Here is a 12,485-nt window from a genome sequence, read left to right as displayed (position 1 = left end):
CTTTTAACTACCGTTAAACAAGCCGATAGCGTTGCATCAATGTTAATTAAAGCCAATTTAACGGTTGGAGGGGGAGCTTTTATCCTGAATAACCCCTCCAGCTATTACCTTAACAATCATAAGTTAACCAGAGGTTATAATGTCCTTCCCATTTAACAGATCAAATATGCAGCTTAAACGGCAGCGCCGACGTTCAGAAAGAGAATATAAGCAGAACCTGTGCCCAGGATATCCGTTAGAGGCATTTCCTGGCTTTGTGTTTAAGCCGGTTGAAAATGTTCATAAAACAGTTCTGTCGCCTGTTCCTGTCGCTTCACAGCCTGTATTGGGCTATATGTCGGCAATAGCTCAGGGTGAGGTCGACGTTCTTATCACCCCCGGACTCAAAACCAAACCAGTGTCATTATTCTTACTGACTGGTGCCGTCTCAGGTGACCGAAAAACAACCACTGATAACCTGGTCAACGCTCCGCTTCACGCATACGATCTCCAGCAGCAAAAGGAGTATGACGAAGAAATGGTGGAATATAAGTCCAGCATGGGCGTCTGGAAAATCAAAGAAAAAGTGGCAGCCAAAAAGCTGAAAAAACTGCTTGAGGATGGCAACGAAACTACAGAGTGTGAAGCCGAATACAAAGCCATTAAAGATGACGAACCGGTACAACCTGAAAGACGTCAAATGATTTTCGGCGACAAGACTTTTCGCGGTATGACGGAGGTTTTACCAGAGCACAGCGCCTCAGTTTGCCTGTTATCAAGCGAAGCGGGTTACATTATTAAGCAGCTAAAGCAGTCCATCCCCCAGCTCAACGACTTGTGGGACGGTGACGACATCACCACGAATCGCGTTTCTGGGCGTCGAATTATCAGAAGCCCCCGAGCCACGATTAACTGGATGGTCCAGCCTCAATATGTGGAAGATTTGCTGCTTTCATCCAAAAGTCGAGCTCGTCCATCCGGCTTCGCAGCTCGTTTTTTATTTTGCTTCCCGGACAGCCTCCAGGGTTATCGCTTTAAAGAGCCTGGAGAAAACAAGAAACCGGATCTGGCAGGGCTTCATCAACTCCACGAAACCGGAAACAGGCTTCTGCAAAAGCGCAAGGCAGGTAACAATAAACGTACCGTGCTGACCATACAGAACCAGTATCACTTCGATCAGCTATACAACGATATCGAAGCTGAACTACGTTATGACGGTTTCTTCCGCGAATTCGAGGATGCTGGCTCCAATTTGCTGGAAAATATTGCCCGTATGGCTGCACTCTTCCATGTTTTTTCCGGAGAGTACGAACAGGGATCGACCGAGATATCAGTGCAGCATATTAACGCCGCATGTTCGATTTGCACCTGGCATATGAAGCAATTTATGAACCTCTTCGACAAAAGGGCCCCCGCTTTCCAGCGAGCCACTAAACTAATGAGCTGGCTGGAAGAAAACCAGCATCGCCCTCGCTGGAGAACAGGTTTTTCATGCAGCCTGCTTTTACAATATGGCCCTGATTGTGTCAGCAAACGCGCCAAACTGGACGAGGCCATTGATATCATCCAGGAGTTTTACCGTAATGATTTCTTCTTCGTATATTGTCCAACCAGCGGCGTGGCTCGATTTATTTATACAAGAGAGCAACATATAGCACTGAACCAGGGGCCCACCGCAACAAATGGCAATGGTAATTAATACCATTCAATGCTAATAATTTTTAGAATATGACATCAATAAAGTGCTAAACCACCTAAATTAGGCTTTTTAGGACTTTCCTCTCTCCGGTCTAAAACATAATTTTGTCCTGCCAGCCAATACCCTCTCCCTGCACATCCCCTATTAGCTACGATCTTAACTCCTACTGGCACCTCTTCATTCGCAACAATATATTTACAAATATTAATACATGCATGAATGGTTAAATTCATGTACGACACGGCGGTTCAGATTTGCCACGCCGAAATTACCCTCGTCGTTTTCGTCAGGTTGTCATAAACCTCCACATCACTCGTGACGATCGTCATGCCCGATCACCTCAGTACGGAGATATCTTCCAGATCTACACCGACACCGTAACCCCTCTCCTCTGAAATCCATATCGAAAGTATTATCATCAGACAGCCCGCCAGGCACGTTCCTTAATCTGCGAAGCAAACGTCGCAAGGATCCGTTTCTCTTCTCGCCGGATATCAGCAGGCGTGTACTTATTCCCACGCATGCGCAAAATTTGCGCCAGAACCCGATCAGAGTCATCCCATCTGTCCTGAACGAAAAAAAGCAACTGAAGGTTCGTGCGTTGCTTAAACCTTTCAGCATCCGCTTTAATATCATTCTGCTGCTGAGAAATAAGATCTGCACTATCAATGGCGGTAACCAGTGTTTTTAGCTTCCGAAACGAGAGCGCTTCTGGATCGCAGGCAATCAGCGTATCCAGAGCATCTTTTGCTTTTCCTGCACCGTCAACCATATCCTGCACGACACGCTCTTCCGGAAGTGGCGATAAACGTCCGAGGACTTCGGGCAACCATTTCGATATACGCTTCTCCTGCTCTTCACCCTCGATCACTCTGATTTCAGTCGTCACATGCTCTGTTTCGATCACTACATTCCCATTTCCGGTCTTGCCTGCGTTATAAATGAAACGCAGCACACCGGGCTGAAATCCTTTGTACCATGACTTGATCATCGCGCTCGTTTGCAGCGCCTGCCAGTGCAACAAAGACAATGCTTCGCGCTGTGTTTCCTGCTCCGCCAGAATAGTGTGGTATTGACTGAAAATGCGCTGTCTTTCAATTTCATCCTTCACGCGTTTACGTTCGAGAGAAAATTTCAGATCGGATTTAAAATAGTGATCTGCACATCTATTGCCTATCAGCGCCTCCCTGCCGTCTTTCATTACGCCGAGGCAACCCCGCTTATGCTTCTGATGGCAAACGCCACCAGGCGTTCTGACCTGGCAAATCACTTCCTGCGTAAAATGGTAAGCCCCGGTAAGACGCTCAAAATTCTCCAGGCTAATCTCCGCATCAGCATCAAAAGTTGCGCGGTTGCGAACAACATCAAAATCGGTGAAATACACTGTTTTTTCAGACACACACTTCCCCTTTTCAGTTATACCGTCAATGGTCTGTACGCAACGGCCATACAGGTGCTCAGCCCAGCAGATGTTTAAGCGCTGTCGCTCCCAGCACTTTTATTGCATCAAACGACAACTCAACCCCTTTCTTTTTTGCTGTTGTTTTGATGTTTTCCCAGAGCGTTGCAGAACGTATTGTGTCGAGTAGATCGTGTCCCGCCATCATCAATCTAACTTTTGGTGATGTGCCATAGCTGATATATCCATCCGAACCTCTTATTATCTGGATCCCGTCTACAAAGTCGCTTTCCAGCAACAGTTCAAGATGGCCGAAAAAGTGCTCCTGAGTCAGACACCAGCTCTCATATTCACAGGAGTATGCATCTACGCTTTCGAAATCATCCAGTTGTGGTTCACCTGGTAGATAAGCAAAAAGATCCCGCTCTTCCTCTATATCCACCAGTATTTTGCGTAACAAATCCCAGTCTCGTTTCATCAAAAAGTCCTCATTTATCTTCAGCCACTTTCAGCGTTATCGAATGCCCTTCCAGCGCAATCACCCGCGCTTTGTCCGGATCGAGGTCATCCCGCGTCAGCACCAGCCGCCAGTCATTCTTACGCGCATCCGGTGAGCGGAACTGCGCCACCAGCGCCACGTACTGCGCTTTCTCATCCAGCGGCATATTCAGCGAAACCGTGCTGCCGGGGCGAACCCACACGTCCTTTTCTGCCAGCAGGTCAGCGCTCAGCAGCGTGCTGGCACCTGACTGAAGCGCGGCGTAATCGGCTTTATCAAACGCCTGCCGGTCTTTCAGCTGATACACCCACACGTCCGTTGCCAGTGACATCCCGTCTTCATCAGGATTGAGCGCGGTGCGGGCGGCAAGGTCGAGGTGCAGGGTTTTCACCTGTTTGTAGAAAATGGCCCTCGCGACCGAGGTCGTGCCATCACTGACTTTCTGCGTCAGACCACATCCCGTCAGGGTGAGCACCACCAGCAGACCGGCAGCGTGAAATATTTTTCTGTTCATCATCATCTCAGTCCTCAACCTCCGTCACCTCACGATGATGAGGGTTCTTTTTCAGCCCTTCGTAGCGGCCAAGTTTAATCGTCACGGTATCGGGCATTTCCGGATCCGGCCCCGTATCGTCCGGGTCGTGGCCCAGCAGGAACGAATAGCCCATGTAAACGCTGTCTTCGCTGTCCCGGACCGTCAGACGTGGCGCGGGCAGGAGCCTGCGGGGAAAGCTCAGGAAAATGCGGGCGTCATAGCGCCAGCCCAGGTAGACCCGCAGCAGCGAGAGTAAATCGTGATACAGCGAGTATTTTGGTGGCATCCAGCTCCGCACGTCGGCTTTGCTTTCGGTATACAGGCGGATTTCAATGGTGCTGTTCACATCCCAGGCAAAACCGCCCAGCACCGGGCAGTCATCCAGACAAAATCCGTCTCCGCTGGCGCTCAGGGTCAGTTCAGGGATTTCCACCTTTCGCTTATAGCGCGGTATCACCGTGACAGAAGTATCCGGCGTGACCATTCTGACCACCTGGGCCACGCCTTCAGCAGTGCGCCCCGGTACTTGCAGGGCGGGCAGCATCCCGAGAAAGCGCGACAGCGGAGTGTCCAGGTGTTCAGCCGTACCGGGAATGCCGAGTCCCGCCAGTCCCAGCAGGCACTGTGAAATTCTGTCCGTGCCGCCGTCCTCAAACGACGCCGGGTAACTGTGCTTGCGCCAGATGCGGTAAAACTGCGTTATGAGGCGGTGGTTGAAGATGTCGAGAAAGTGCTCCACCGTCTCATGACCTTCACGCCGCTGCGTGATGTCATCGATATACGCCGTGGGCAACGGTGATGTAACGCCGTACAGCCCCATAAAGGTGGTTCTGACCGTGGGCGGTGAATCCGGATTGTCATCCGGGTTAATCTCAATGCCCCTGAACTCACCCGCCGGAAAGCCCATTCCGGCATACGGACGCAGACGCACCGGGTCATCGCCGATGCGCCAGCTGCTGCCGAGTGGTGGATACTCCGGATGTGTCTTTTCCAGCCACTGCAGGAAGCGGTAAAAATTCGTGTACGGCAGGTCCCCGCCGAATGCGTCATTCAGCCCCGTGAAGCTGACTGATGGTTTTCTTTCCATCGCAGGCAGTGTCCTGTCGGTTGCAGTATCAGGGTGAGGCGGTTAAATAGGTGCATATCGGCGTACTGGGCAAAGAAGCGGTTCAGCAGGCTGCCAAACAGCCAGGCATCGCCCATGCCTGCGAACATCGTGGTGTCGAGCGTGACCTCAATATCCACACCCCGTATCAGGCCGCGTTTCCAGTATTCCAGCCGGTGGTGTTCAACATTCAGGATACCGTTCAGACGACGACGGTGAGTCTCGCTGTCCGTCCAGTCATACAGCGCCAGGGTATTACGCAACACCTCTGCATTGTTCATCATCCACAGAAAGCTGCTGCCGAGCTGGCTCAGCAGCTTCCAGTGAAAGCGGTTCTCGTTCGGCGGGTAGCAGGGCATTGACGGCGGGCAGAGGTTACGCACGCGAACCGGTGTCTGCGGTGTACCGGCAAGCTGGTCCAGCAGGATACTTTTCAGGGTCATGCGCGGCAGGCTGCCGTTGGTGCCGGTAAGACTCAGCGCCAGCGGCTCATCTGGTAACAGGCGCTCACGTTCAAACTCTTCGCCTCCCAGAATCAGCCGGGTTTCCGTACGGCCTGACGGCCCGCGCAGCACACGGGTATGAAAATACCGGGGCGGACGTTCACGCCGGAGCATGTCGCCCCGCTGCTCAAACAGACGAAACGGGGTGTAATGTGGCGCATCCTCTTCAAACGAGGCGGCCACCGATTCCACCGCAAAGATTTCAGTATGCGGGTCGTTATCGCGCAACGGCTGCAGCCGGTATTCCGTCTGCTCTGCATTAATCGCCAGCGGACGTGCATCCAGGCGGAACAGGTTCACCACCGGCACGCAGTGCAGGCGCAGGTTCTCTTCACTGACGCTGAAATCATGCGGCCACGATTGCGTGAAGCGCAGCTCCAGCTCAAACCAGGGCAGCGTTTCAGGCCAGGCAACCTGCTCCAGTCCTTCCAGCGAGACAAACATAAACTTCTCGCGGAAGGTGAAATACTCCAGCAGATGCTGATAGCCGCTGTACTCACTCTTCTCCACGTCCCACAGGTACGCATCTGCATCAAAGGCGCTGGCACGAAAGCGCAACGCCAGCGGCTCACGGTCAACATTGCCGGGCATCCGGATAAAGGTTTGTGCCACATGGCGGGTCAGAAACAGATGCAGCAGCGAGGCCAGCGGCGTATCGCCGTTCAGGTACAGCGGCAGCGCAGCAAGGTCGAGCCGTTGCCAGTCAGCGGTATTACCACAGATGAAACGCAGACGAAGGGCACTCCTGCCGTCCGGTTCGGTGAAGTTACCTGCCTTCTGAAGCATCAGCGGATGCAGGGTCAGCGGTCGCGTGGTGCGGTAACGGCAGCGCACGCGGTTGTCTCCCACCGGGGCTGAAATCACTTCGGTATGTTCAGGGATGACATCACTGTGCTTGAGCGCATCCGGCTCCGGCGCAATTTCCACCACGCACATTGACGGCAGCGGGCGCAGATAATGCGGCCACAGCAGGCTGATAACCCCTTCGGTCAGTTCCGGATAATCATCGTCCAGCTTCTGGCGCACCCGGCCCATCAGGAAGGCAAAGCCCTGGAACAGACGATCAACCGATTCGTCCTTCGCGCCGTTCATTGTCAGCCCCATTTCACGGGCTTCTTCCGGGTGCAGCTCCGCAAACTCCCGCGCCGCATCGCGCAGGTAGCGCATTTCGGTGTCGAAATAGCGCAGGGTCAGATCTTCCATCACTCCGGCACCTCATCGCTGTCCGCTGAAACCCGGATACCGCAGGCCCCCAGATACGGGGATAATTGCGCCCAGAGCAATGTTGCCTTATTCAGCCTCTCCCACTCATTCAGGCTCAGGCTGCAGATCCACAGCCACAACATAAAATAAAGCCAGACAAAGAAAATAAAGACGGGCGAGTTTACTGACGTTGACGTTAATTGCCTGAGAACCCATACACCACTACAGAAAATCACCAGTACCGCAACCGGAAACCAGAACAGCACCCGCTTTCGGCTGGTTATTTTTATGTCAGAAAAAGCAGCGTGATTTGCTGAGATATCCATAACATACCGACAACGCAACAATGCATCGACCCGGAGATCGTTGTAACTGATGCCCTCTTTATCCAGCGCATCAACAATCTGTCGGCTCATCTCCACCGGGTATGATCATCGCATCCACCACAGCTACGTCTTTGTTGCCGGTAGTGAGATCTACAATGTTAACTTTTAACATTATCAAACCCAAAAGCTCAAATGTTAGCACTGTTGCTTACGCTTATTATCATGGACACTTAACAGAAACCTTCCTAAGCCATTTTGATAAAAATTTCACAAAAGCCACTTCCTCCGCCATGCCGACATCCGAAGATAAAGTAAAATAAAATAAGATGAACAAGAGCGCTGACATGCTTATGAATTTTTCATGCCAATGCTTTAATTAGCAACTTATCAATAAACCGGGCCTCTCATTGTATAACTGTGAACATCCGCATGAATCACTGAACAGCTTGATGACTGAGGAATACCGTCTACAACATCATCAGTCAGGGATCTCAAAAATATGTGGAACTAAATCGGGTTTATTTACAGGCTGGCAAACATCTACAAATGAGCAAAAGCTGGTGTAGGCATTGGAAAATGCCTGAACACATTCTTCATCTACCCACCAGATATCCGCAGGGCCATCTATACTACGAATGCTATCGAATCACCGAATAGCATGGAACGAGCGCCAATCGGCGTAAACATCATAAGGCGCTTTCTGCCCCTTAGTCATACAGCCAGCGTCCGGCTTTTGCCGACTCAATAATCATCTCAAGCGTTAGCGGCTTATACTGACGGTCGCGGAATTTTTTGTGAGCCGAAACTGAAACCAAAACAGCTCCGGCTCAAAATAATGGTCCATCACAAAGTTGCCATACTCAATTCCGTACCGGGTGAAAAGGTCCAGCAGCATGTCCTCAAGATCTTCAGGTACGAGATTGAAATGCTCCTGGAAGGTCCATTCTTTCCTTGCCGGAGATTTACGGTCACTGTAATTATCAGTGATGTAATCTAACAATTCTTGTTCATCAGGTTGCAACATCAGAAGTATGTCCAGACAATGCGATCTTTAGGTCGCGCGATGAGGTTGTACTTGCTTCTCGTTTCTCTGGCAACCGTAATAAAAATAATCACCGCCTGAGTATACGCCCGCCCTACTGCTGCCTCGACCTTGTTTGTTAGCCGTGTCTTACCCATACCAATGGTGGTTTCGACCCTTATGCCATCGGGGAAACGTGCTCCCTTTAAAATACGCCGCGCAACTTTCGAGGCAATACTTGTCCGTGATCCGGATGCACCCAGGACCTTTCGCTTAGGCAGAAGGGGTTGCCCAGCCAAAATGGTTGCAGCAGACTCAACCGTCACCCCCATATGATTTGCAAGACCCTCAGCAAATATGAGCAAAAATAGCTCCTGCGCTGTTACGTTAGCATTTCCGTGATAGAACTATGTTCCACCAGTCTCTTCAACCGTGTCCATTACAACGTCCTTTCTCTCGTTTTGAGCCAGAGTAAATCCATAGCTAAAACAAGGATGTCGTCACCGTCCAGTTTTCCTAAAACTCAGAATACCGCCCGCAAGTCAGTTCTATGCTTTTGGTTTCTCCCACCTCAGGGATCGTTCCCACCTGCGCCCAGCAGTTTGTTTTTGAAGATAAACAGACACGCCTCATTGAAGTTCTCCGCCCCCAGCCGTTCCGAGAGCGCCGTACGTTTGCGGTAGAGACTTTTCACCGACGTATTCAGCTCGTCAGCAACCTCCTCCATTGACATGCCTGCCCTCAGCAACCGCAACATGATCGTTTCATGCGTGCTCAGCCGTAAATTCAGCAGCCACTTCGTGGTCAGGCGCCTGCCCTTCATATTGAGCACCAGATTAAACAGCGAGGCCATGTCCGGCTCCGTCAGCGACGTATTCATAAACAGCTTCATACTGAGCAGATTCTCCTCGCGATGGCGCATATCAAGCATAACGCAGCAAATCGTTTTTCTCGTTCTGGCCGGATGGCGTATCAGGTAATCATATAAACGAAGCGGCGCACGACTATCAATCAATACAGAATATTCATCTGCACCGTTATCAAATATGTTTCTGTCAATCGAATCGAGCAGGATAATATCCGGAAAAAATATCCGCATGCCCCTGACAAGGTAGCGATCCTGAGTCACTAACACTATTGAAGTTGCCACTAACCATCCCTTTTAGATTAAAGCAAGAACGATCCTGCGAAAAGAAGACCGCCTTCGTTTTATAGCGCTGTTATATTAACGATAAATGTATTCTGGCTTTGGACATCCCTCAATACACACATTGATGAGTAAGACTTCCTATAGACTATCATTCAATGTCTGTCTTTAATTATAAATAAAAAACAATCCCAGAAAAGTCACTTCTCTAAACATTAAGAATTTTTGTCATGAAACTTCCCAAACATGCACCAGAAAGTACTTTAATTGAGACAGATTAGCGTCATAAAAAATATATACAAAACTGTCACAATAAAAATAAAATGCAATTATTTCAATTAGTTATAATTAATTAGTCAATTCAAAATAAACACAAAAACACGCCTATTACAGAATTATCTCAAAACTACACAGCAGCTTTTCAGCATATTTATCCGGCAACATATCAGGTGTACATTACCTCCCATCCAGACCACTGAGATGAGGTTACATAATTACCTTTAAGTAAGTACCCCATAACGTTACTGCATTCAGATTTAATGTTCCCATTTATGGCCTTTAACGCAGAGTTAAAAGGCGGCCGTGTTATGCAATGGATTCATGATAAACAAATGGCAAATAGATATGGAAAGATCGCTTCGCTTAAGTACATTATTCTTTTATCGCACCCCAACATTATTGTTTCTGTTATTACTCTTTCCTGTTCTGGTTCAGGGTTCGGAATCCGTTTATGAGCAACAGATTCAACAGGCGCGTAACGGTAATTACACGTCGTTTCTCGATTATCTTCAGCGTTATCAGCAGCAGCATGCCCTGACGCCTGAACACGTTGCGGACTGGTTACAGGTAGCGGCCTGGGCAGGTCATGATGACGAGGTTATTCAGGTCTGGCAGCGCTACAGCATTTATATGCCGCTGCCCGCCCGTGGCGTTGCGGCTGTCGCACAGGCCAGGAGAAATCAGAAAGCGTGGCAGCCAGCTCTGGCGCTCTGGAAAGAAGCGCTGAGCCTTGCGCCGGATAACGACGATTATCGTATCGGCTATATCAAAACCCTGGCCGATGCCCGTAAAGATACGCTTGCCCTCAAGGAAGCCCGACAGCTGGTGGCGGAGGATCCCTCTCAGGCGCATCTTCAGACGCTGGGGTATGTCTGGTTACGCCAGGGAAAAAGCTGGGATCGGCTTTTAGCAGACACGCGCGCGCTGAATATCGCGCCAGAAAATCACGCGCTTCTTCGCGAGCTGATCGACGCGCTAACGGATAACCGGGTCAATACTCCCGCTCTCCAGCTTTCAAAAAAGGTGGCGCTGTCCCCAGCGGAGCGTCGTCGTCTAGAGCTGAATGCCGCAGCCGAAAGCGTTCGCCTTGCAGATGTGCCTGGCAGAACAGAAAAGGAGCGCCTGCAGCTTGCGCAATCCGCACTGAATCGTTACGACGCACTGCTGTCTCGCTGGCAAAGCGAGCCGCAGGCGGCGGAAGACGTCGTCCTTGCGCGTATCGACCGGCTCGGCGCGCTCTACGCTCATGCCGATTACCCGCGGGTCATCAGCGAATATCAGGATCTGACGGCAGCCCGGCATCCGGTGCCGGGCTGGGCAATCGGCTGGGTGATCTCGTCCTACCTCCAGGAGAAAAATACCGCGGCCGCCTTCGCGCTTCTGCAGCGCTATCCGCAATACGCTTCCGATCCGCAGGACGAAGAGCACGCGCTTTTCTACGCCTGGCTGGATACGGGAGAGTATCCGTCCGCCCGCCGGTATGCAGAGCGCCAGACCCGCAACGTTCCCTGGACCCGTTACGATTTCGGTTCCCCTACCCCTCAGCCGAACGATCGGTGGCTTACCGGGCAGTCGCTCCGTTTTAACTATTTGCTGGCGACTAATGCCCTGCCGGAAGCCGAAAAGCTGGCGCGACGTCTGGCGACAACCGCGCCGGGCAATCAGGGATTGCAGATTGACTACGCCACGCTGCTTCAGACGCGAGGCCTGCCGCGCGCGGCCGAGCAAACGCTGAAAATGGCGGAGGCGCTGGAGCCCTCGAATCTCGAACTTGAGCAGCAGCAGGCTTACGTCGCCATGGATCTGCAGGAATGGCGGCAGATGGATTTACTGGCCGACGACGTAGTCGCCCGCGCGCCGCGCGATCGCAGCGCAAGGCGTCTGGACAGGCTCCGCACCGTCCACCATATGTCCGAGCTGCGCCTCAACGCGAGCAAGGGTTTGCACTCCGATAACCCCGTCAGCGGGACGCACGACCTCAACTGGGACGCCACGCTCTATGGCCCACCCGTGGCGGATAGCTGGCGGCTGTTTGCCGGCACCCGCTATGCCGAAGGTAATTTCGATGAAGGCAAAGGCTCCAGCCGTCACCTGTTGGGCGGCGTCAAATGGCGGCCACGCAACCTCCAGCTCGAAGCCGAACTCTCCAGCAACCGCTATCACGGGGCGAACAAGCCGGGCGCTCGCCTCTCAACAACGTACTTTGTCACCGATAGCTGGCAGGTCAGCGGCAGCCTTGAGCGCCTGTCGCACACCACGCCCCTGCGGGCGTTACGCAACGGGATCAACGCCAACCGGGGGGAAGGCGGCGTGCGCTGGTATCAAAACGAGCGTCGTGAGTACCAGTTCAGTGCCGCCCTCAGCCGCTTCTCGGATCATAACCGCCGCCAGGAATACACCCTCACGGGCAAGGAGCGTCTCTGGCAGACCCCGTCACTGACGCTGGATCTCGAACCGGGGATCGCCGCCAGTAAAAATAGCCTGCGGGACACGCTCTACTACAACCCGGCGCGGGATCTCTCCGTGACGGCGGCCCTGGCCGTTGACCATGAGATGTACCGCCATTACGACACCCTCTGGAGCCAGCAGTTCGTGGCGGGAGGCGGCAGCTACTGGCAGAAAAATCAGTCCGCTGGCGCCATCGCCCTGCTGGGTTACGGACAGCGCGTTCAGTGGAACAACGTTATTGATACCGGCGTGATGCTGAACTGGGATAAACGCCCTTACGACGGCAAACGCGAGAGCAACCTCTCCGTCACGTTAGACGCGACTTTACGCTTTTAAGGATGA

At 51.9% G+C, this 12,485-nt stretch carries 11 protein-coding genes and 4 pseudogenes; 4 read left to right on the top strand and 11 right to left on the bottom strand.

Going from position 1 to position 12,485, the window contains the following annotated elements:
* Positions 1 to 139 precede the first annotated feature (139 nt).
* Positions 140 to 1,678, top strand: coding sequence for a YfjI family protein (locus F0319_RS20210; RefSeq protein WP_149367644.1), 1,539 nt, complete (start codon positions 140 to 142; stop codon positions 1,676 to 1,678).
* A 35-nt stretch (positions 1,679 to 1,713) separates the two neighbouring features.
* On the opposite strand, the gene F0319_RS20205 is transcribed toward F0319_RS20210, so the two are convergent.
* The 7 genes from F0319_RS20205 to F0319_RS20175 form a co-directional block, all read right to left on the bottom strand.
* A complete protein-coding gene (locus tag F0319_RS20205) occupies positions 1,714 to 1,911 on the bottom strand; it encodes a hypothetical protein (RefSeq protein ID WP_149367643.1) in 198 nt (65 codons plus the stop codon).
* A gap of 185 nt (positions 1,912 to 2,096) precedes the next feature.
* Positions 2,097 to 3,077, bottom strand: coding sequence for a hypothetical protein (locus tag F0319_RS20200; RefSeq protein ID WP_149367642.1), 981 nt, complete (start codon positions 3,075 to 3,077; stop codon positions 2,097 to 2,099).
* 58 nt (positions 3,078 to 3,135) lie between these two features.
* The gene (locus tag F0319_RS20195; RefSeq protein ID WP_149367641.1) at positions 3,136 to 3,555 is read right to left on the bottom strand and encodes a DUF2513 domain-containing protein; all 420 of its coding nucleotides are present in this window, start codon (positions 3,553 to 3,555) and stop codon (positions 3,136 to 3,138) included.
* 10 nt (positions 3,556 to 3,565) lie between these two features.
* Entirely contained in the window at positions 3,566 to 4,096 is a 531-nt protein-coding gene (tssJ, locus tag F0319_RS20190) for a type VI secretion system lipoprotein TssJ (RefSeq protein WP_149367640.1), read from the bottom strand.
* Between the two features lies 1 nt (position 4,097).
* Complete coding sequence (gene tssG / locus F0319_RS20185) at positions 4,098 to 5,198, bottom strand: type VI secretion system baseplate subunit TssG (protein WP_149367639.1); 1,101 nt, start codon at positions 5,196 to 5,198, stop codon at positions 4,098 to 4,100.
* On the bottom strand, positions 5,162 to 6,922 hold the full coding sequence (gene tssF / locus F0319_RS20180; protein WP_149367684.1) for a type VI secretion system baseplate subunit TssF: 1,761 nt from the start codon (positions 6,920 to 6,922) through the stop codon (positions 5,162 to 5,164). Before tssF ends, tssG begins: the two co-directional genes overlap by 37 nt.
* Entirely contained in the window at positions 6,922 to 7,338 is a 417-nt protein-coding gene (locus tag F0319_RS20175) for a hypothetical protein (RefSeq protein ID WP_149367638.1), read from the bottom strand. The genes tssF and F0319_RS20175 overlap by 1 nt, the downstream gene beginning before the upstream one ends.
* Positions 7,339 to 7,634: 296 nt before the next feature.
* Here F0319_RS20175 and F0319_RS22590 point away from each other — a divergent pair.
* Together F0319_RS22590 and F0319_RS22585 are read left to right on the top strand one after the other, a co-directional pair.
* Positions 7,635 to 7,814 (top strand): annotated as a pseudogene (locus F0319_RS22590) (hypothetical protein); the annotation flags it as partial.
* A pseudogene (locus tag F0319_RS22585) lies at positions 7,783 to 7,924 on the top strand (IS256 family transposase); the annotation flags it as partial. The pseudogenes F0319_RS22590 and F0319_RS22585, both read left to right, overlap by 32 nt.
* A gap of 31 nt (positions 7,925 to 7,955) precedes the next feature.
* On the opposite strand, the pseudogene F0319_RS22480 reads toward F0319_RS22585, so the two are convergent.
* From F0319_RS22480 to F0319_RS20155, 4 genes and pseudogenes are all read right to left on the bottom strand, one after another.
* Positions 7,956 to 8,006: pseudogene (locus F0319_RS22480) on the bottom strand (DUF1493 family protein); the annotation flags it as partial.
* Positions 8,007 to 8,008: 2 nt separating this feature from the next.
* Positions 8,009 to 8,272, bottom strand: coding sequence for a DUF1493 family protein (locus tag F0319_RS20165; RefSeq protein ID WP_274596044.1), 264 nt, complete (start codon positions 8,270 to 8,272; stop codon positions 8,009 to 8,011).
* Positions 8,272 to 8,709, bottom strand: a pseudogene (locus tag F0319_RS20160) (STM2901 family protein). The gene F0319_RS20165 and the pseudogene F0319_RS20160 overlap by 1 nt, the downstream one beginning before the upstream one ends.
* 131 nt (positions 8,710 to 8,840) lie before the next feature.
* Positions 8,841 to 9,368, bottom strand: coding sequence for a helix-turn-helix domain-containing protein (locus F0319_RS20155; RefSeq protein WP_149367683.1), 528 nt, complete (start codon positions 9,366 to 9,368; stop codon positions 8,841 to 8,843).
* 672 nt (positions 9,369 to 10,040) lie between these two features.
* Between F0319_RS20155 and pgaA the strand changes: the two genes are divergently transcribed.
* Entirely contained in the window at positions 10,041 to 12,479 is a 2,439-nt protein-coding gene (gene pgaA, locus F0319_RS20150) for a poly-beta-1,6 N-acetyl-D-glucosamine export porin PgaA (RefSeq protein ID WP_149367637.1), read from the top strand.
* The last annotated feature ends 6 nt before the right edge of the window (positions 12,480 to 12,485 follow it).

This window comes from Enterobacter vonholyi (genome assembly GCF_008364555.1).
Lineage (GTDB): Bacteria > Pseudomonadota > Gammaproteobacteria > Enterobacterales > Enterobacteriaceae > Enterobacter > Enterobacter vonholyi.
The sequence above is the reverse complement of the archived record's forward strand: the minus strand, read 5'-3'. Positions and strand labels throughout refer to the sequence as shown.